We start from the raw sequence: 20,806 nt of genomic DNA, 5'->3' as shown, positions 1-20,806 counted from the left end.
CTTTTCATTTTTCCAAATTAAAAAAGGGGCTGCCCGTTACCGGACAGCCCCTTTGTGCATCTACTGGCGTCAGCTATACGCCGGCACCTTGAACTCATTGGCCAGATCCTGAAGCACCCTCGCCAGCCTTGCCTGCTCGCCGGTTACCTGGGTGATTTCCTGGGAGCCGGTCAGGGTCAGAATGGCGGCCTCACTGACCGATTCCATGCTGCCTGCCAGTTCCCTTGTAACGGCTACCTGTTCCTCAGAGGCCGTGGCAATCTGGCTGGCCATATCGGAGATGCTGTTCACATCGGTCAGGATATCCGCGAAGGTCTGCTCCAGTTCGGACGCCTGCTCACTGGTGGCGTTAGCCAACTTATGGCTTTCGACAATCGAGCGGCTGGCATTGTCTGTAATGCTCTGAAAGCTGGTGATAATCTCCTCGATCTGGGTGGTGGATTCATGGGTCTGCTGCGCCAGCGTGCGGACTTCGTCGGCGACCACCGCAAACCCTCGACCATGCTCGCCGGCGCGGGCGGCTTCAATAGCCGCGTTCAGCGCCAGCAGGTTGGTCTGGTCGGCAACCTTCCGGATCACATCGACCACATCGGCGATGGTTGAGCTGCGGCTTTCCAGCTCTTCGATCACCTCGTTCACCTTCTGAACCGACCTGGCCAGCGACCGGATACTCTTCACGCTTCCGTGCAATACCTGCTCGCCACTCCGGCTTTTCTCCATGGCACTGCGTGCGGCATCAGCAACCTGCTGAGTGTTCCGTGAGATTTCCTCGGAAGTGGCAGACATCTCTTCGGTCGCCGCCGCCACTTGCTCAATCTGTTGCTGCTGGTTCTTCACCTGGCTGGCGTTCTGGCCGGCGGTGGAACTGGTTTCTTCCGTGGCAGTGGCTAGCTGGACGCTGGATTTGTCGATGTGCAGCAGTGCGTTGCCAAAGCGACCGAACAGCTCGTTGATGGCCTTGCCAATTGTGCCCACTTCATCGCGGCTCGAAATTTCGATTTCGCGGGTCAGGTCCTTGTGGTCCATGGCAAAGCGTACTCCATCCAGCAGTCGACCGACCTGCAAATTGATCGCCCGGATGATAACCAGCATCAGGATCAAGACGATCAGAACCGCGCCGGCGGAAATGACGGCAGCCACCATCAGGTCCCGACGGGCATCGGCGACGCCTGCCGAGGTGAGGCTCATGAGTCCGGAGAGCATTTCCTGTCTGGCCTGATTGAGGACACCGATTCTCTGGGTTGTGGTGGCAAACCACTCAGATGCGTCCAGTGCATACATGCCAGATGGACTGCTGAACAAGGTTTCACGACGCTCCGCCAGAGCCCGGCTAGCGACACTCAGGTGCTGTTTTTCCAGGGTTTCACGTGTCTTGTCATCCGCCGAGAGCATGGCCATGGCTTCATTCAGGTAGGCTTCCTGATGGCCACCAAGTCGTGCAATTTGGGCCACGGTAGGCAGATTGAAGTCACCGCTGCGAATCATCGACGCGCCGACAGCCCGCTCGCGACCGGCCATCTCTGCGACGTTGGCGAGGGCATAGTAACCGTTAACCTCGCGAGTGATTTCGGGATCCGTCGAGCGCCGGACGATGAGGCCAATCCGGTCGATCAGATCCATAATCATCGCTGTATAGCGGGGAGCAGCGTCGCTGCGGTTGTCCACCGAGTTGCGGAGGGCACCGAGATTGCCGAGGCCCTCGCGGACAGACCGAATGCTTGTTTCAACCGACTGATCGAACTCCGTGTCAGCCATCAGGGCCTCGATTTCGCGAAAGTAGGCTGAGATCCGGCTGTCGGTCTGGTTCCGTTGGTCCCTGAGGTCTCTCTCAGCCTGGCGAGCAGCATCGCTTCCCGGTTTGCTGGCAAGGAACACTGCAGAACGGCCACGCTCTTTTTGCAAGGCTTCGGTCAGCGGATCGCCGGCTTGGGCCAGTTCCACCATTTCGCCCAGCTCACGCATGTCGCCGAGTTTTCCATAGCTCAGCACGATACTGCCTGCGGCAAAGAAGAGAATAACGAGCAGAGCCGGTACCACGAGGGTAACCAGCTTGCCTCGCATAGAGAGGTTGTTAATGAGTTTCATAGCCGTGCCTTGATCAAATAGACGTTGAGTCAATTATCCCGGCCTGTCCCAGGCAGGTTCTATAATCTTGACGGGGTAGCCGATGGGGTAGTTTCAGGTGTGTAAGTTCCTGTGATCTTGTGTTAATCGCCTGATATTGATCAAGAAACGTTGCTGGTGAGTAGCATTGCTGAGGGTACCTCTCCCGGGGTAGTTCTCTCGTTCGATGAACCAGCGAGGAGAGCGGCTTGCCCGAGGCTGACAATGGTCAAGGCAGTTACTGCGTAAGTGACGGTAACGTATGAGCATTCTTGCAGTGGAGAATGCCATGGAACTTGTCTGCCCGGCCGGCAGCCTCCCGGCCCTGAAAACCGCCGTTGATAACGGCGCCAACGCCGTGTATTTCGGTTTTAAAGACAGCACCAACGCCCGCCAGTTTGCCGGCCTGAACTTCAACGATAAACGCGCTGCCGAGGGTATCGAGTACGCTCACCTCCGAGGCGCGAGAGTTTTCTGTGCCATCAACACCTACCCCCAGCCAGATGGCTGGGAGCAGTGGAAGGGGGCGGTAGACCGCGCCGCGAGTCTCGGCGTGGACGCCATTATCCTGGCCGACATGGGCCTGCTGGATTATGCCGCCAACCGGTACCCGCATATCCCCAGGCATCTGTCGGTTCAGGGATCTGCCACCAGCCACGAAGCGCTCTCCTTCTACAAGGACAATTTCGACATTCGTCGGGCCGTGCTGCCCCGGGTTTTGTCGCTGGACCAGGTGCGTGGCGTGGCCAAACACAGCCCGGTTGAGCTGGAAGTCTTTGCCTTCGGCAGCCTGTGCATCATGGCCGAGGGACGTTGCTATCTCTCCTCCTATCTGACCGACGAGTCGCCCAATACCCGCGGTGCCTGTTCACCAGCCAAGGCGGTGCGCTGGCAGGAAACACCGCAAGGGCTCGAATCCCGTCTCAACGATGTGCTGATTGACCGTTATGGCCCGGGTGAATCCGCCGGTTATCCCACGCTCTGCAAAGGCCGTTTCGAGGTGGAGGGTAACGTTTACCATGCCATTGAGGAGCCAGTCAGCCTGAACACCCTGGACCTGTTGCCGGAGCTGCAGACGCTGGGTATCAGTGCCGTGAAGATTGAAGGGCGTCAGCGAAGCCCTGCCTACATCGCAGATGTAGCCAGGACCTGGCGCCATGCCCTGGATAATCTTGAGGACGGCACCGGAAGCTTTACTGTTGAACCGCAATGGCAACGAACGCTGGCGGGTCTTTCCGAAGGCGGCCTGACCACACTGGGCGCCTACCATCGCAAATGGAAATAAGGTTTCACCACCCATGCTGAAGTTATCCTTGGGGCCGATCCTGTGGTTCTGGTCCAGGCAGACGGTTTTCGATTTCTACGCCAATGCCGCCGAGTGGCCGGTGGAAACCATTTATCTGGGCGAGGTGGTGTGCTCTCGCCGGCGGGAACTGAAACCGGATGACTGGCTGGATCTGGCCCGTGACCTGAAAGCCTGTGGCAAGAATGTAGTGCTCTCCACGCTCACACTGATTGAGTCGGAGGCCGATTTGCGTCGCTTGCGCCGATTCTGTGAGCAGGGTGAATTCCTGGTGGAGGCCAACGATCAGAGCGCCTTGCAAGTGGCTATCCGGAACCGGATTCCGTTTATTACCGGCCCCTCGATGAACATCTACAACACGGCCACCCTGAAGATCCTCGCCAGGCAGGGCCTGAAAGCCTGGAGCCTGCCGGTGGAACTGGGCAAGGAAACCCTTGAGCAACTAATCAAGGAACTGCAGCAGGAAGGACTGGATCTCCCCGCCGAGGTATTTTCCTGGGGCTTCCTGCCCCTGGCCTGGTCCTCCCGTTGTTTTACCGCCCGCCATTACAATCTGCCCAAAGACAATTGCGAGTTCCGCTGCCTGCAGCATCCGGACGGCATGGAGTTGCGCTCCCGGGAAAGCCAGGAGCTGTTTCGCATCAACGGCATTTCCACCTTGTCCGGCTCCCGTTACGACCTGATGCGGGAGCTACCGGACATGGAGCGTATGGGCGTCAGTACTGTACGCCTCAGCCCGGAGCATCAGGGCATGGAGGCAGTGATCAGGCGTTTTGACCAGGTACGCCGAGGGGAGATACCGGCCACTGACCCGCTGCAGTTGGTGGAGGCGCCACCCTGCAACGGGTACTGGTATGGCAAGCCGGGGATGGACCGTGTCGGGAGTTGATCTTTCAGACCAACCCTATTTCTGGCTGAGCGCTTCCTGTGCCCACTGCCAGGCCGCAACCGTCGCCGGAAAGCCTATTGAGTTCATGCCCAGCACCAGCGCATGCTCAATTTCCTCACGGGTGAGGCCCAGTTCCAGGCTGCGGCGAATGTGGGATTTCAGCGCAGATTCGCGGCCCGCACCGACGCAAACGCCGAGTTTGACCAACGCACGGGACTTTTCATCCAGGGGGCCGGCATCGGCGAGGGCTTTGCCGACCTGTTGGTGTGCCTCCTGAAGTTCCGGAAAGCGGTCGGTGAAGGCAACAAAGGTCTTGGGGAGGTCGGTGTTTTCTCGTTTCATCAGGTTATCCTCGATATTGGGTTTAACTTGCGTGCGTGAACGTTTCTAAAAGACAGGCTCAGTCGGGGCGCGTGCTCTAGGTGCCCGACTCAGCTTCCTCCACCCGGTCTCGACCATTGGTCTTGGCTCGGAATAAAGCCTTGTCCGCCCGAATCAATGCATGCTGGGGCAGCTCATCTGGCGAAACTTCAGCAACGCCAAGGCTGATTGTCAGGCGGCCCACCAGAGGAAAGGATACTTCCTTGATTCTCTTACGAAGGGCATCGGCCAGTAGCAGGGCCCCTTGCAATGAAGTTTGCGGAAGCAGCAGTAAAAATTCTTCCCCGCCCCATCGTGCCAACCGGTCCGCCTGCCTCAGGCGCTGACGTAGCTCATCGGTCAGGATCTGTAAGGTTACATCTCCTGCGTCATGGCCGAATTGATCGTTGACCCTCTTGAAGTGGTCAATGTCGACAAGGACCAGGGAGTAAGGCTGGCTGTACCGGATTGCTTCTTCGTGAGTCTCCAGCAGCGACTGTTCGAAACGTCGCCGGTTCCATAGTCCGGTCAGGGGGTCGTGGAAGGCCTCGTGCTCAAGCCTGGCCATGGTCTTTTTATGGTCGGTTATGTCCCAGTATTGCCAGAGGTGGCCAACGTAAGTCTGCTCATTAAAGACCGGAATGTAGGTGCGCTCCAGGACCCGTCCATCGCACAGATGCAGCTCGTCAGTTCTGGTTTGCCGGGCGCGTAATGCGGCTTCAATGGCGGCGATAAAAGCGTCGGGGTCGCGGAAGAGCGTTTTGCTCTGCTCCGCGGCGGCCGCACAGTCCATTCCATGCAGTGCTTCCGGTGGCACAGGAATACTGAATATGTCACAGAAGCTCTGGTTGGCCAGCAACATTTTGCGGTTTTCATCTTCCACCACAATGCCGCCCCGAAGGTTCTGTAGCAGAGCAGCGAATCGTTCGCGGGCGTTGATCAAAGCCGTTTCGCTTTCCACCCGGGCTGTAATGTCCGTTTCACTGGCCAGTATCACACGCTCGCCTGTCGCAGGGTCGAGAGTCCGTCGCAAATCCACCCGATGCCAACGTGCCCCGGCGCTGGTCTGAACCGGTGCTTCCAGCGAGTAGCTTTCTGCGCCGCTTTCCGCCCAGAGGCGTACTTTTTCCCTGTCTGACTGGCGAGCGAAGCTGCTGGTTAAATCTGCGCCAGCCGACAGCATGGTCATGGCCGACGGATTACGGGTGAGCAAGTTGCCCTGACTATCAAAGGCGGACATCAGCGTTGGGGTATGACGCAGAGCCTCCTGGGCGCGAAGGGCCTGAAGATCCGGCTCTGTAACAGGCTGCGCCTCTACCAGCATTCCCTGGCCATTCTGCAAGGGAAAGCCCGAACAGACACAACGCATGGGCACTGGCTTGCCGTTGGGGTAGAGGGTCCAGGTCTCGAGCACCGTTTCGCCGGCTTTGAATCGGGCCAGATAGTTCCGAAGGCGGGCTCGCGCGGACACTGAGATTTCCGTAGCGAAATCCCTTGAGCGTAGCTCCTCCAGATCTCCTGCGCCCCATATCGATACTCCGGCAGCGTTGGCCCCGCACATAACGAGGTTTTCAATATCGAAAACCCAAACCGGGGTCTTTAAACGGTCAGCAACGGCAAATGATTCTGCTGATAGATGTGGCGGGCTGGTCATGGAATCTGGCGGATTAGCTTTGGAAAAGTCTTGGTATGATTCTCGCCCACTCTGACAGCCTGTGCCATACCTATTAAAGGCCTACTCCATGAGGAGTAGTTGCAGGTTTCACTGGGTGATTATGCCTTTATTTTGAACTGTTTGCTCCTCGCCTGGCGCTACTCTCTCATTGTCGTCCTGTCCCGATGGCAGAATGGCCACCGAATCTGAAGCATCATCGCATCAGCAGATAACGAAGGTGGAAGCGCCACTCGACACTGTCCAGTAGGTTCTTGAGCGCCAATCCCAGTTCGGTATCACCTTCGATAACGAGTTTACGCTGGAAGAATAGCTGGTCCGGATCCAGATTGCGTTCAGCCAGCTTTTTGAAGGCGGTCAGCGAGCCGCGGATGGTTGCCTCGCCGGGGCCGTCGATCACCCTGAGGCGGCCGGCCCAGAAACCAATGGTGATACCGGGTTGTCCGCCGTTTACCTCCAGGCGAATACGTCTGCCTTCGAAGTCATCGAATTCCCCGTCATCAATTGCCTGGGCGAAAATGCGGTTCAGCGGTGCTTCTGCAGCCAGCTGCTTGAGCGGGACCGGGATGTTGCGATCAATAGTGCCCAGCATGGGCACGGGGGAGGGCAGGTATTCCCGAACTACCGAGAGCGTTTGGGCAAAAAGAGGGGAGTTCAGAGAGGCGATGGAAGGTAATGGAAGAGCCATGCTTTACTCCGGGCGGTCAGTAACCGGCACAGAGTAAAGCAAAGCGTTCTGCAACGATTTGATATAACTCAGCCTTTGTGAAGGCCTTCTTCCACCGCCCAAACGGCAACTTCCACCCGTGAGCGCAGATTCAGTTTCTTCAGCAGGTGCTTCACGTGAACCTTGACGGTGCCGTCACTGATGTCGAGTTTGCGGCCGATCATCTTGTTGGAAAGGCCCTCGGCAATCAGGCGCAGAATGTCCTTCTCCCGGGGTGTCAGGCTGTCGAAATCCGGGCGCGATGCCTGCTGGGGCTTGTTGGAGCGCAGAGCTTCGGCCAGCAGCGTGGTCAGTCGGTCGCTGATCACCATTTTGCCCACTGCTGCCTGGTGAAGCTGCGCGATCATGTCTTCAGGTTCCATGTCCTTGAGCAGATAGCCGTCGGCGCCGGCCCGAAGTGCCGCAACAACGTCGTCTTCCTGGTCCGACACGGTAAACATGACAATGCGGGAGCTGATGTTCTGTTCCCGCAGCTTTCTCAGCGCTTCGATGCCGTCCATCTCGGGCATGTTCAGATCCATAAGAATCAGGTCGGGCTCCAGTTCGGTAGCCAGCTGAATACCCTTTGCGGCGTTGCTGGCCTCCCCGGCCACGACCATGTCGTCTTCCATGTCGATCAACTGTTTGATGCCCTGGCGAAGAAGCGGGTGATCGTCGATCAACAGAATGCTTGCGGGTGACTCAGACATGGGGCTCTCTCTTGTTGTCAGGCTTTTGATGCTTCAGTGGGAATCAGATTCCGGCTTTTGGGAACAAAGCCCAGGGTAACTTCCACGCCCCCTTCATCCCGGTTCCTTACCTCGACCTTGCCGCCCAGGGTTCGGGCACGGTCCTGCATGATGATCAGGCCGTAATGGTTGATGGGTTGATCACTGCCGGGCAGGCCCTTGCCATTATCCCGGATACGTACCCGCACTTGTGGTGATTCGAACAGAACATCCACGGTTATGTTTGTGGCATCTGCGTGCTTCACTGCGTTGGCAAGGCCCTCCCTGACGATCTGCAGGGTGTGAATCTCCTCATTTGCAGACAGGGTCTGTGGCGGCAGATTGTACTTCAGCTCAACCGGCTTACCCAACCGCTCGGAAAATTCCTCAATGGTTTTCTCCAGGGCGCTTGCAAGGTCGGGAGTATCCAGCTTTAACCGGAAGGTGGCCAGCAGCTCTCTCAGCTGCCGGTAGGCGCTGTTCAGGCCGGTGCTCAGTTCATCGAGAATGGCTTCGTGAATCTGCTGCTGATCGCCCTCTATGTTGAGACGCCGTAACCGGGCAACCTGCATTTTCAGGTACGACAGTGACTGGGCAAGAGAATCATGTAGTTCCCGGGCGATTACTGTGCGTTCCTCGGCCAGTGTCTGCTGCTGCTCCTCGGTAATCTGCCGCTCCAGGAAAATGGCGGTGGCCAGCTGGTCGCTGAGGGTTTCCAGAAGCCGGCGGGAGGTTTTCGACAGGCCTTCCTCGGCCGGGTACCAGACCTCCAGGGTGCCCAGCAGTTGCCCGGGTGTGCGGATGGGAAGCAGGAGCCGGCGACCGTCGTTGGATTCCACGGGAAGTTCGTCGTACGCCTCTGGTGTCACCAGGCACGCATTGCAGTGGTGGTCGCGGCAATAGAAGGGCCTTTCACGAGTGGCTGTTGTGATTGCCTCCACGGGTTCCGCGGATTGTTTGTCATGGAGGAACAGGCGAATCGGGCCGATGCCCAGTAGCTGCTCCAGCTCCTGAAGCATGGGAATCGCCCCGTTACACAGGTCGTGTTTGGCGAAAAGGTCCCGACTGGCGGAGTGCAGGAGCTGCAGGGCCGCATGGCTCTTTTCGAGCTCCTCGGTTTTCAGGCGGGCCCTTTCTTCCAGCTCGTAGTAGGTCAGGGCCAGCTCGCTGGTCATCTGGTCGAAGGCTTGGCCCAGCTTCGCCAGTTCGTCGGAGCCGCCCAGGTTGGCTTTACGGGTAAAGTCCTGCTCGCCAACAGCAATGGCGATACTGACCAGCTTTCGCAGTGGTCGAAGGATGCGGTTTTTCAGATCAATGAACAGCGCCACAATGATCAGGATAGAGAAGGCCAGGCTGATGATCTGAATAAGGTGCAGGAGGTCAATGCGGGCTTCAGTTCTCTGTTCCAGCATGGTAACCAGCTGGTCCACATCGTCCACGTAGTTCTGTGTTGCGTCCAGCATGGCATCATCGACCGGTGTGCCCTGCAGGTGATTCTGAAGCGCCGGGCGAAGCATGGCTTTCCAGGAGTCGAGGATAGCCTGGTACTGGCGGGCCAGAGGATGCTCAGGGTTCTTCGGAATAGCGTCAGTGATCCCGGTGTTGGCCAACTTTGTTTCGTACCGATCCAGCAGTTCCCGGATTGATCCCTGCCCGGATTCGACGGCAAAGGGGCCTGCACTGCGGGCGAGTAGCTGGAAGGCTCCCATTCGCAGGGCGCCAGCCAGATTGATCGCGGTGGCATTGCCTTCGATGCTTTTGGACACCGCAAGGGTGGTTGCCATGCTGACAAGGGCGGTCAGCACTACGGCGCCAACAACGATGGCAATTCGGGTTACAAGCGGGCTTCTGGATTTCATTCAGTCTCTTACGCATCAATGCGTTTGGAGGGGCAGAAGGATTATGCCCCACACCCGGATTCCGTGATACCTCCTTGAGGATAGTCAATTACCCCAATGGTTGGTAACCCATCATAATCTTTGACCCTTTTACGATCAAAAGATGACACTTAAAAGCAGGTTTCCATAAGAGCGACGGTAATGAAGTCCGAAACGGATCGTGCAGATGACCGGCTGGCGTCATTGGCAGTGGTATTGCCGTTGGCACTGGCGGGCTTTGTTGTAGCTGCCGGTTGCTGGACCCTTTTCGCGGTGGCCGGGCTTCATCTTCGCGCCGAACTCGATCTGAGCAACTTCCAGTTTGGCTTCCTGCTGGCAATGCCGATGGCTGTGGGTGCGGCGTTGGCGGTTCCCGCCGGGCTGGCGGCGCAAAAATTTGGTGCCCGCCGGATCATGCTTATTTGTCTGGCCGGGCTCGCAGCCTGCATGGTAATACTCCTGACTACCGATACGTTCCCCGGTTACCTGGTTGCCGCCGGAGGCCTGGGGCTGGCCGGTGGTTTTTACAGTGCCGGTTTGCAGTTCGTGACCGGGCACTGTGAATCCTCACGCCTGGGCCTGGTGCTGGGAGTGTTCGGTGCGGGTGTCACCGGTGCGGGATTCAACTACTACCTGGTGCCACTGTTTCACGAGGCCTTTTCCTGGCACGGAGTGCCACTGGCCTATCTCATTGTGCTGGTGCTGATCATTGCGCTACTGATCATGCTGACGGATCCGGAAGATGCGGAGGCGGATCCAACCGCCGAAACATCGGTCAGGGTATTGCTGCACCGTATGCAGACCAGGCGGGCCGGTCAGCTTTGTGGCTATTTCGGGGTTGTCGCCGGCAGTTTCTTCGCGTTGGCCCTGTGGCTGCCCGATTACCTTTCTTCCCAGTTTGATCTGCCAGTAGACTCCGGCGCGCGGCTGGCGCAATGGTTTGTCATTCCAGGTGCCCTTGCGCAGGTGGTTGGGGGCGCGCTTTCCGATCGCTTCGGCAGTGCTCGGGTGATTGGCCGTGCCCTTGTTGTCTGTCTGATCGCCCTGTTTGTTTTGTCCTACCCGCCAATGACGCTCTTTATCCAGGGCGTGGACGCCACCATCCGCGTTGAGTTCGCCTTGCCCATGCCCGTGGAGGGCGTGTTCGTGGTCACGCTAGGGCTTGCCATGGGCTGCACCATGGGGAGCCTCCAGCGCTTGGTGATCATCGAAAACCGTCCGGTGGCGGCCTTTGTCGCCGGTCTGCTTCTGGTGAGTGCCTGCTCGGTTGCGTTTGCCCTGCCGGTGGTGTTCAGCAGTGTTAACCACTGGCTCGGCATACGCAGTGCGGTGTTCATGATTCTTTTCCTGCTGCTTGTGGGCTGCCTGTTTCTGTTTGCGCGGGAGAATCGTCGGCACGAGCGCGAACATCTTCTCCACCCGGGGATATAAGCCGTCTACCCCCTGGGTGGTAGAAGCGGGTTATGAGGTAGTAACCACGCAGATTTCGCGGTTTTTCTCACACACAATGGTCTCAAATCGGAGCAACGATCCGGCAGACGGAGAGAGAGACCATGAGTCATTTGATCGATAAACTGAATTACTTCAGGAAGAAGCGCGAACCGTTCGCGGGCGGCCACGGCGAAACCCACGAAGTCAGTCGCGAGTGGGAAGACAGCTACCGCCAGCGCTGGCAGCACGACAAGATCGTGCGTTCCACCCACGGCGTAAACTGCACCGGCTCCTGCAGCTGGAAGATTTATGTCAAGAACGGCCTGGTAACCTGGGAAACCCAGCAAACCGATTACCCCCGTACCCGTCCGGACCTGCCCAACCATGAGCCTCGCGGCTGCCCCCGTGGTGCCAGCTATTCCTGGTACATGTACAGCGCCAACCGCCTGAAATACCCGCTGATGCGCAAGCACCTGATGAAGCTCTGGCGCGCGGCAAAAGTCGAGCACAAGGATCCCGTCGATGCGTGGGCGTCCATTGTTGAAGATCCCAAGAAAACGGCGGAATACAAGCCTCGTCGCGGCATGGGCGGTTTCGTTCGCTCCAGCTGGGATGAAGTCAACGAGCTGATCGCGGCTTCCAACGTCTACACCGCCAAGAAGTATGGCCCGGACCGCATCATCGGCTTCTCGCCGATTCCCGCCATGTCCATGGTTTCCTACGCGGCCGGCAGCCGTTACCTGTCCATGATCGGTGGCGTCTGCATGAGCTTCTACGACTGGTACTGCGACCTGCCGCCGGCCTCCCCCCAAACCTGGGGTGAGCAGACCGACGTCCCCGAGTCCGCGGACTGGTACAACTCCGGCTACATCATTGCCTGGGGCTCCAATGTACCCCAGACCCGTACCCCGGACGCCCACTTCTTTACCGAAGTGCGCTACAAGGGCACCAAGACCGTCGCCATTACTCCGGATTACGCCGAAGTCTCCAAGCTGTCCGACGAGTGGATGAACCCCAAGCAGGGTACCGATGCGGCTCTGGGCATGGCCATGGGCCACGTGATCCTGAAAGAGTTCCACGTCGACAAGCCCAGTGAGTACTTCACCGATTACGTACGCCGCTACACCGACATGCCCTACCTGGTCATGCTGGAAGAGAAGGACGACGGCAGCTATGTGCCGGGCCGTTTCCTGCGCGCCAGCGATCTGGTGGACGGACTGGGTGAAGAGAACAACCCGGAATGGAAAACCATTGCCATTGATGAGGCGTCTGGTGAACTGACCGCGCCCAACGGCTCCATCGGCTACCGCTGGGGCGAGAAGGGCAAGTGGAACCTCAAGCAGACCGCCAAGGAAAAAGACGTCAACCTGCAGCTCTCTATGGTCGAGAAGCACGACGAGGTTGTGGACGTTGCCTTCCCGTACTTCGGTGGTATCGAGCATGACCACTTCAAGCACGTTGAAATCAAGGATGTGCTCAAGCACAAGCTGGGTACCCGCAAGGTACAGCTGGCGGATGGCTCCGAAGGCCGCGTTGTCACCGTTTACGATCTGATGGTTGCCAACTACGGCATCAGTCGTGGTCTGGGCGACGACGACGGCGCCACTTCCTATGACGAAGTGAAGCCTTACACCCCGGCCTGGCAGGAAAAGATCACCGGCGTGCCCGCCGAGAAAGTGATCCGCATTGCCCGTGAGTTCGCCGATAACGCCGACAAGACCAGGGGCCGTTCCATGGTTATCGTGGGTGCCGGTATGAACCACTGGTACCACATGGACATGAACTACCGCGGCCTGATCAACATGCTGATCATGTGTGGCTGTATCGGCCAGAGTGGCGGTGGCTGGGCCCACTATGTCGGCCAGGAAAAACTGCGCCCGCAGACCGGCTGGCAGCCGCTGGCGTTTGGTCTGGACTGGCAGCGTCCGCCCCGGCACATGAACTCCACCTCCTTCTTCTATGCCCACTCTGGCCAGTGGCGCTACGAGAAGCTGGGCGTGGACGAGATCCTGTCACCGTTGGCTGACAAGTCGAAGTTTGGTGGCAGCCTGATCGACTACAACGTGCGCGCCGAGCGCATGGGCTGGTTGCCGTCGGCACCACAGCTGAACCGCAATCCGTTGACCATTGCCGCTGAAGCGGAGAAGGCGGGCATGGAAGTGCCCGACTATGTGGCCAAATCCATGAAGGATGGCTCCCTGGCCTTTGCCAGCGAGGACCCGGAAGCACCCGAGAACTGCCCGCGCAACCTGTTCATCTGGCGCTCCAACCTGCTGGGCTCCTCCGGCAAGGGCCACGAGTACATGCTCAAGTACCTGCTGGGCACCAAGAACGGCCTGCAGGGCAAGGACCTGGGCCACGAAGGTGGTGCCAAGCCCCAGGAAGTGAAATGGCGTGACGAAGCGCCCGAAGGCAAGCTGGACCTGCTGGTCACCCTGGACTTCCGCATGTCTACCACCTGTCTGTATTCGGACATCGTTCTGCCGACCGCAACCTGGTACGAAAAGAATGATTTGAATACCTCGGATATGCACCCGTTCATTCACCCGCTGACCGCGGCCACCGATCCGGCCTGGGAAGCACGCAGTGACTGGGAGATCTACAAGGGCATTGCCAAGGCGTTCTCCAAAGCCACCGAAGGCCACCTGGGTGTCGAGAAAGACGTGGTCACACTACCGCTGTTGCACGATGCGCCAGCGGAACTGGGCCAGCCGTTTGATGTGAAAGACTGGAAGAAAGGCGAGTGCGACCTGATCCCGGGCAAAACCGCGCCCAATTTCATGACCGTTGAGCGGGATTACCCGAACACCTACGCGCGCTTTACCTCTCTCGGTCCCTTGATGGACAAGCTGGGTAACGGTGGCAAGGGCATCAACTGGAACACCGAGAAAGAAGTGAAGTTCCTGGGTGACCTGAACTACAAGCACATCGACGGCGCCAACGCGGGTCGCCCGAAAATTGAAAGTGCGATTGATGCGGCGGAAGTGATCCTGACCCTGGCTCCGGAAACCAATGGCCAGGTGGCGGTGAAGGCCTGGCAGGCGCTGTCTGACATTACCGGTCTGGACCACACCCACCTGGCGACCAACAAGGAAGAGGAAAAGATCCGCTTCCGGGACATCGTGGCGCAGCCGCGCAAGATCATCTCCAGCCCCACCTGGTCTGGCCTGGAAGACGAGCATGTGTCCTACAACGCCGGCTACACCAACGTGCATGAGCTGATCCCCTGGCGCACCCTGACCGGTCGTCAGCAGTTCTACCAGGACCATGAGTGGATGCGTGCCTTCGGTGAAAGCCTTCTGGTGTACCGTCCGCCCATCAACACCAAGGCGGTGGGCAGCATGCTCAACCAGCGCAGCAACGGCAACGCCGAGAAAGCGCTGAACTGGATCACGCCGCACCAGAAGTGGGGTATCCACAGCACCTACAGCGACAACCTGCTGATGCTGACCCTGTCCCGCGGTGGCCCCATCGTGTGGCTGAGTGAGGACGACGCCAAAGAACTGGCGATTGAAGACAACGACTGGATCGAGCTGTTCAACGCCAACGGCGCCATCGCGGCCCGGGCCGTGGTCAGCCAGCGCGTGATGCCCGGCATGGTGATGATGTACCACGCCCAGGAGCGGATCGTGAACGTTCCCGGCTCTGAAATCACCGGCACCCGGGGCGGTATCCATAACTCGGTTACCCGGGTATGCCCGAAACCGACCCACATGATTGGCGGTTACGCCCAGTATTCGTACGGGTTCAACTACTACGGCACTGTTGGCTCCAACCGCGACGAATTCGTAGTGGTCCGCAAGATGCACAACGTCGACTGGCTCGACGGTGAAGGCAATGACACTGTTCAGGAGGCTGTAAAATGAAAATCCGTTCCCAAGTCGGCATGGTGCTGAACCTGGACAAGTGCATTGGTTGCCACACCTGTTCAGTCACCTGCAAAAACGTCTGGACCAGCCGCGAAGGCATGGAGTACGCCTGGTTCAACAACGTTGAGACCAAGCCAGGTATCGGTTACCCGAAAGAGTGGGAGAACCAGGACAAGTGGAAGGGCGGCTGGATGCGCGATAGCTCCGGCAAGATCCGCCCGAAGATCGGTGGCCGTTTCCGGGTACTGGCGAACATCTTCGCCAACCCGGATCTGCCCCAGATCGACGACTACTACGAGCCGTTCGATTTCGATTACCAGCACCTGCACACCGCTGGCGATACCAAGCATCAACCGGTTGCCCGGCCGCGCTCGCTGATTTCCGGCCAGCGCATGCAGAAAATTGAATGGGGCCCGAACTGGGAAGAGATTCTCGGTACCGAGTTCGCCAAGCGCCGCAAGGACAAGAACTTTGACCAGGTGCAGGCGGATATCTACGGGCAGTTCGAGAACACCTTCATGATGTATCTGCCGCGCCTGTGCGAGCACTGCCTGAACCCGGCGTGTGTGGCCAGCTGCCCGAGCGGTGCCATCTACAAGCGTGAGGAAGACGGCATCGTCCTGATCGACCAGGACAAGTGCCGTGGCTGGCGGATGTGTGTCTCCGGCTGCCCGTACAAGAAGATCTACTTCAACTGGAAAACCGGCAAATCCGAGAAGTGCATTTTCTGCTACCCGCGGATCGAAGCCGGTATGCCCACCGTGTGCTCCGAGACCTGTGTTGGCCGGATTCGCTACCTGGGCGTGCTGCTGTACGACGCCGACCGCATTGAGGAAGTGGCCAGCGCCCCGGGCGAGCACGAGCTGTACGAGAAGCAGCTGGAAATCTTCCTCGACCCGTTCGATCCGAAAGTGATCGAGCAGGCGAAGAAGGATGGCATTCCGATGAACGTGATCGAAGCGGCCCAGCAAAGCCCGGTGTACAAGATGGCGGTGGACTGGAAACTGGCCCTGCCGCTGCACCCGGAATACCGCACCCTGCCCATGGTCTGGTACGTTCCGCCCCTGAGCCCGATCCAGTCTGCGGCGGAGGCCGGCAAGGTCGAGTTCGACGGCGTACTGCCGAAGATCGAAAGCCTGCGGATCCCGGTGAAGTACCTGGCCAACCTGCTCACTGCCGGTGATGAGAAACCGATTGTGCTGGCTCTCAAGCGGATCATGGCCATGCGCCTGTACAAGCGTGCTGAAACCGTTGAAGGCAAGGAAGACCTGCGCGCCCTTGAGGAAGCCGGTCTGACCAAGGCCCAGGCGGACGAAATGTATCGCTACCTGGCCATCGCCAACTACGAGGATCGCTTCGTGATTCCCACCAGCCACCGCGAGCTGGCGAAGGAAGCCTTCCCCGATGCCACCGCCCACGGCGAGCGCAACGGTTGTGGTTTCAGCTTCGGTGAAGGTTGCAACGGCGACAGCAAGTTCAACATGTTCGGTGGCCGAAAGCAGACCACCAGCATGGTCCAGAAGCTGTCGACCGTGAAGCAGGTTGACCCGAAACAGCTGCAGGAATAAGGAGGCCGAGATGCAACTCTTGAAAGTACTGGCACGGGTGCTCGAGTACCCGACCGAAGAACTCCAGGCCTCCAAAGACGCCCTGGTAGCCGCTGTCCTTGAGGACAGCCGGCTGCCGAGGCAGAACAAGGAGCAACTGCTGCGCTGCGTGGAAATGATCTGCGATGGCGACCTGCTGGACATGCAGGAGAACTACGTGGGCATGTTCGACAAGGGTCGGGCGACATCCCTGCTGCTGTTCGAACACGTGCACGGGGAATCCCGCGACCGGGGCCAGGCCATGGTGGACCTGATGGAGGAGTACCGTACCAACGGTCTGGAGATCGACGCCCGGGAGCTGCCGGATTACCTGCCGCTGTTCCTGGAATACCTCTCCACCCGCCCCTGGGACGAGATCCGGAACTGGCTGGAGGACATCCACCACATCCTGGGTTTGCTGGGCGAGCGACTGTATCAACGGGAAAGCTTCTATCACGTGGTGATGGATTCCCTGCTGACCCTGTCCGGTCGAAGCGCGAACCGCCAGGAGCTTGCGGAGATTGTCGCCGCGGAAGAACGCGACGATACCCCGGAGGCTCTGGACAAGGTCTGGGAAGAGGAAATGGTGAAATTTGTTGATGATCAGGGCAGCTCCTGCAGTACCGGCAGCGTTGTAGGCCAACGCCGCCGCGAACTGGAACAGACCCAGACCATTCACCTGAGTGATCAGCTGATGACGGATGCAACACCCCGTCAGGCAGGGCGCGCCTGAGGGCGCAGGAGGAAACGGAAATGATGTCCTATCTGAATACACTACTGTTCGGGGTTTATCCCTACATTGCTCTCGCGATTCTGGTGATTGGTACCTGGGCACGCTATGACCAGGGCCAGTTCACCTGGAAAGCCCATTCCAGCCAGATGCTGCGCAAGAAAAACATGGTGATGGCCAGCGTGCTGTTCCATGTGGGTGTGCTGGTGATCTTCTTCGGCCACCTGGTGGGCCTGCTGACTCCACACGCCTTCTACGAGCCGTTCATGACCCCCGGCACCAAGCAGGTCATGGCCATCGTCGTCGGCGGTATTGCAGGCGTGATGGCGATCATCGGCGGCGGCATGCTCGCCTGGCGCCGCCTGACCGACCCACGCGTGAAGGCCAGCAGCACCTTTGCGGACAACATGATCATCGTCATTCTGGTGGTTCAGCTGGCACTCGGCCTTCTGACCATCCTGCCCACCATGGGCCATCTGGATGGCAGCACCATGTTGAAGTTCTCGGCCTGGGCCCAGGGCATTGTCACCCTCCAGGGCGGCGTGGCCGGCTACATCGCCGATGTGCACTGGATCTACAAGACCCACATCTTCCTGGGCCTGACCATCTTCGTACTCTTCCCATTCACCCGCCTGGTGCACATGCTCAGCGTGCCGGTGGAGTATTTCGGGCGGAAGTACCAGGTGGTACGCAAGCGCGCTTGATGTAAATGAAAACGGGGTCAGATGAAAGCCTTCATCTGACCCCATCTTCCCTGAGGTTATTGCTATGCAACTCATCCCCGTCGGCGACGCCGAAAAACCCAGAAACCAGTTCCCGCCGGTCTATGTGGGTGAAACCCTCATCGGCGAAGACGACATCGCCCGGGAAATGCAGCATCACCCGGCCGAGGAAGTCGCCGAAGCCTGGCACGAAGCTGCCAAAAGCCTCGTCATCCGCGAGTTACTCCTGCAGCAAGCCAACCGTCTCAAGCTCGACGACATCGCTGACGAAGAAGACCGCATTGCTCGCGTTCTGGAACTTGAGCTCAACGTTCCGGAGCCCACCGAACAGGACTGCGAACGCTTCTACAACGCCAACCCGGCCCGCTTCCGCAGCCCCACGCTCATGGCCGTCAGCCACATCCTCCTCGCCGCTGCCCCGGACGACGTCCAGGAACGCATCCGCCAGGAAGAAGCCGGCCAACAGTTACTGTCGTCCCTTATCGACGGCCGCTCCCAGTTCGCCGAACTGGCCAAACAATACTCCGCCTGCGAATCCCGTCACCAGGGCGGCAGCCTCGGCCAGATCAGCAAGGGCCAGACCGTCGACGAATTCGAACGCCCGGTTCTCGCTCTGGAAGAAGGCCTGAACCCGGAACTGATCGAAACCCGCTACGGCTGGCACATCGTCCGCGTCGACCAGCGAATCGACGGCCAGCAGCTCCCGTACGAGCACGTCAAACCCCAGATCCGCCAGTACCTGAGCGAGAGCGTCACAAGACGGGCATTCCGTCAGTACCTGCAGGTTCTGGCAGCGGAAACGGGTGTAGAAGGTGTCGATCTGGAACTCCCGGACTCGCCCCTGATGCAGTAATTGAAAGTATGGCTCCAGGATCGGGAGGTTGGTGGTCAGTAGGGCTTCCCAAAACTGTCTGCAGCCATGGATGGCTGCAGTCAAGCGTCACAGGGACGTGCCGCAAGGAGCGCGTTTTGGGAAGCTCTACTGGCTGCCAACCTGTGCTCTATGTCCGATGCGCCGCGGGCAACGCTCAAAACTGGTCTTTTCGGCTCAAATCAGTTAGCAACAGAACACTTTGAGTTAGGTCAATTACTCCCGAATAACCCCCCAACTACCCCCATGGGGGGAGCGATTTTCCCCCAGTATCCTTCTACTATTTTAATCATGATTTTGAATGCATGAATATGCAGAGAGGATACACCCATGGCAATGACCCAAACGGCCGAAACCCGCTACACCAAACCCGTGCTCGTCGCCGTCAACAAGCCTTTCGATGACGAAGACGGCCTTCAGGCCCTGCGCAGCCATCCACTGTTCTCGGAACTTAATGGCAAAGATCTGCAGCACCTGATCCAGCAATCCCGAAGAATCCGCCTTGGCCATCACCAGCTGCTCTACCGCCAGGATATGCCGGCGCACCACTTCTTCTTCGTGATCTCCGGCCGCCTGCGTCTTTACCGCCTGGACTCCTCCGGCATCGACCGAACCCTCGACAGCATTGCCCCCGGTGACTGCTTCGCCGAAGTCATGATCTACGCCGATCCGCCCCGGTATGCCTGCTACGCTGAGGCCCTCAAATCCAGCGAAGTGCTGATGATTCCGGTCAAGGCCTATCAGGACATGCTGGAAAGCAACCCCGAATACGCCCAGGCAGCGCTGCGGCATTACGCCAAACGCGCCGTTTCCCGGTTCCATGACCTGGAAATCATGACCGTCCAGAACGCCCGTGACCGCCTGATCCGCTACCTGATCGACCTGCTGCCCAACGGCGCAGAGGAAGGTGGAGAAGTAGAGTTGCCGCTGCCCAAGTGCCTGGTGGCTTCCAGACTTGCCATGCAGCCGGAAACCTTCTCCCGGATTCTGGCGGATCTCAAATCCAACGGCCTGGTGCGGGTTAACCGTAGCCGACTGTTTATTTCAGACCCCCAGCGACTGATCGAGATCAGTCAGTAACTAACCACATTAAAGCGAGCCTCCAGGCGTCTGGAAGGGAGGACAAGTGACCGCGAGAAAACAGCGCCCACTGATCTACTCATGTTCCGGCTGCTCCGACGTGGCGCAGCTGGCCAACAATGTGGCGGTCAGGCTCGACCATGCCGGCGAATTTGAAATGTCCTGCATCTCGGGCGTCGGTGGCAAGGTTCGGTCCCTGGTGAAAACCGCCCGATCCGGTCGCCCGATCACGGTTATTGATGGCTGCCCGCTGCACTGTGCCCGGGCTTGCCTCGAGAACATCGGTGTCGAGCCGGATGAGCATGTCCGGCTCTACGACTTCGGCTTCAAAAAACGTTATGGACAGAGCTACGGCGAAGACGCCGTGGCAGAAGTGTGCGACGAAGTTCGCAGGCTCGCATCAAACGACCAGCTCATTGCCCGCCAGGCGTAAATCGCTGCGGCCCGGTACCAGTAAGGATTCACCAAAATGATCAGCAGTTACAGTGACCTGATTCAGGCCTCCTACAGCCAGCAGGAGCCCCAGCGCCTGCTATTCGTGTTCTGCCGGGCAGAGTTGCCGGACGAGGCCTCCCCGGAAGAAAAAGCCGCCTTCGAGCGCGGCGAGGGTGGCGCCCTGACGCCGGTAGTCTGCGTCGACAAGACCCCCGATGAAGCCCCGGATTTCGCGATGCTGCATGAAGAGTCCCGGGCCACGGGCCAGTCCTGGGACGTGGTGTTTGTTGCCGCCATGTCTGGCCGGGGCGGCACGCCTCCATCCACTGACGAAGCGCAGCAACCATTGACCATGATGGTGGAGTCCATCCGCCTTGGTCATATCAATAATTACCTCCCTCTCGATACGCAGGGAAACGCTGTCAGCCTGGGCTGACAGCGAGA

At 58.8% G+C, this 20,806-nt stretch carries 17 protein-coding genes; 11 read left to right on the top strand and 6 right to left on the bottom strand.

Annotated features, from left to right (window positions below):
- Nucleotides 1–69: 69 nt before the first annotated feature.
- Nucleotides 70–2,085 carry a methyl-accepting chemotaxis protein gene (locus NUW46_RS16080; protein WP_418140672.1) on the bottom strand — a complete coding sequence of 672 codons (2,016 nt, stop codon included), beginning with the start codon at nucleotides 2,083–2,085 and terminating at the stop codon, nucleotides 70–72.
- A 307-nt stretch (nucleotides 2,086–2,392) separates the two neighbouring features.
- Between NUW46_RS16080 and ubiU the strand changes: the two genes are divergently transcribed.
- Both ubiU and NUW46_RS16070 read left to right on the top strand, forming a co-directional pair.
- Nucleotides 2,393–3,388, top strand: coding sequence for a ubiquinone anaerobic biosynthesis protein UbiU (gene ubiU, locus NUW46_RS16075; RefSeq protein ID WP_418142051.1), 996 nt, complete (start codon nucleotides 2,393–2,395; stop codon nucleotides 3,386–3,388).
- A gap of 13 nt (nucleotides 3,389–3,401) precedes the next feature.
- Nucleotides 3,402–4,295: a U32 family peptidase gene (locus NUW46_RS16070; RefSeq protein ID WP_418140671.1), complete on the top strand. Its 894-nt coding sequence runs from the start codon at nucleotides 3,402–3,404 to the stop codon at nucleotides 4,293–4,295.
- Between the two features lie 15 nt (nucleotides 4,296–4,310).
- Here the strand turns inward: NUW46_RS16070 and NUW46_RS16065 are convergent, their stop codons facing one another.
- The 5 genes from NUW46_RS16065 to NUW46_RS16045 all read right to left on the bottom strand — a co-directional run bounded on the left by NUW46_RS16065 (nucleotide 4,311) and on the right by NUW46_RS16045 (nucleotide 9,620).
- Nucleotides 4,311–4,637 carry a carboxymuconolactone decarboxylase family protein gene (locus NUW46_RS16065; protein ID WP_222465299.1) on the bottom strand — a complete coding sequence of 109 codons (327 nt, stop codon included), beginning with the start codon at nucleotides 4,635–4,637 and terminating at the stop codon, nucleotides 4,311–4,313.
- 76 nt (nucleotides 4,638–4,713) lie between these two features.
- Nucleotides 4,714–6,126, bottom strand: a complete 1,413-nt coding sequence (locus NUW46_RS16060) for a diguanylate cyclase (protein ID WP_418140670.1) — start codon at nucleotides 6,124–6,126, stop codon at nucleotides 4,714–4,716.
- A 397-nt stretch (nucleotides 6,127–6,523) separates the two neighbouring features.
- Entirely contained in the window at nucleotides 6,524–7,015 is a 492-nt protein-coding gene (gene ubiT / locus NUW46_RS16055) for a ubiquinone anaerobic biosynthesis accessory factor UbiT (protein ID WP_418140669.1), read from the bottom strand.
- A gap of 68 nt (nucleotides 7,016–7,083) precedes the next feature.
- Entirely contained in the window at nucleotides 7,084–7,743 is a 660-nt protein-coding gene (gene narL / locus NUW46_RS16050) for a two-component system response regulator NarL (RefSeq protein ID WP_222465297.1), read from the bottom strand.
- A 17-nt stretch (nucleotides 7,744–7,760) separates the two neighbouring features.
- The gene (locus NUW46_RS16045) at nucleotides 7,761–9,620 is read right to left on the bottom strand and encodes a histidine kinase (protein WP_418140668.1); all 1,860 of its coding nucleotides are present in this window, start codon (nucleotides 9,618–9,620) and stop codon (nucleotides 7,761–7,763) included.
- Between the two features lie 180 nt (nucleotides 9,621–9,800).
- Here NUW46_RS16045 and NUW46_RS16040 point away from each other — a divergent pair, with 180 nt between their 5' ends.
- From NUW46_RS16040 to NUW46_RS16000, 9 genes are all read left to right on the top strand, one after another.
- On the top strand, nucleotides 9,801–11,069 hold the full coding sequence (locus NUW46_RS16040) for an MFS transporter (RefSeq protein WP_222465295.1): 1,269 nt from the start codon (nucleotides 9,801–9,803) through the stop codon (nucleotides 11,067–11,069).
- 122 nt (nucleotides 11,070–11,191) lie between these two features.
- Nucleotides 11,192–14,935 (top strand): nitrate reductase subunit alpha, encoded by a 3,744-nt coding sequence (locus NUW46_RS16035; RefSeq protein WP_418140667.1) that lies wholly within the window; start codon nucleotides 11,192–11,194, stop codon nucleotides 14,933–14,935.
- Nucleotides 14,932–16,506, top strand: a complete 1,575-nt coding sequence (narH, locus tag NUW46_RS16030; protein WP_062781173.1) for a nitrate reductase subunit beta — start codon at nucleotides 14,932–14,934, stop codon at nucleotides 16,504–16,506. The genes NUW46_RS16035 and narH overlap by 4 nt, the downstream gene beginning before the upstream one ends.
- Before the next feature lie 10 nt (nucleotides 16,507–16,516).
- On the top strand, nucleotides 16,517–17,257 hold the full coding sequence (gene narJ, locus NUW46_RS16025; protein ID WP_069184477.1) for a nitrate reductase molybdenum cofactor assembly chaperone: 741 nt from the start codon (nucleotides 16,517–16,519) through the stop codon (nucleotides 17,255–17,257).
- A gap of 23 nt (nucleotides 17,258–17,280) precedes the next feature.
- Entirely contained in the window at nucleotides 17,281–17,958 is a 678-nt protein-coding gene (gene narI / locus NUW46_RS16020; RefSeq protein WP_069184500.1) for a respiratory nitrate reductase subunit gamma, read from the top strand.
- Between the two features lie 64 nt (nucleotides 17,959–18,022).
- Entirely contained in the window at nucleotides 18,023–18,829 is an 807-nt protein-coding gene (locus NUW46_RS16015) for a peptidylprolyl isomerase (RefSeq protein WP_418140666.1), read from the top strand.
- Between the two features lie 348 nt (nucleotides 18,830–19,177).
- Entirely contained in the window at nucleotides 19,178–19,927 is a 750-nt protein-coding gene (locus NUW46_RS16010) for a Crp/Fnr family transcriptional regulator (protein ID WP_222465292.1), read from the top strand.
- A gap of 46 nt (nucleotides 19,928–19,973) precedes the next feature.
- Nucleotides 19,974–20,360 (top strand): putative zinc-binding protein, encoded by a 387-nt coding sequence (locus tag NUW46_RS16005; RefSeq protein ID WP_418140665.1) that lies wholly within the window; start codon nucleotides 19,974–19,976, stop codon nucleotides 20,358–20,360.
- 36 nt (nucleotides 20,361–20,396) lie between these two features.
- Nucleotides 20,397–20,798 (top strand): ribonucleotide reductase subunit alpha, encoded by a 402-nt coding sequence (locus NUW46_RS16000; RefSeq protein WP_418140664.1) that lies wholly within the window; start codon nucleotides 20,397–20,399, stop codon nucleotides 20,796–20,798.
- The last annotated feature ends 8 nt before the right edge of the window (nucleotides 20,799–20,806 follow it).

This window comes from Marinobacter sp. MA (assembly GCF_048298425.1).
Taxonomy (GTDB): Bacteria; Pseudomonadota; Gammaproteobacteria; order Pseudomonadales; family Oleiphilaceae; genus Marinobacter; species Marinobacter salsuginis.
This window is presented reverse-complemented; position numbering and strand designations above follow the sequence as displayed.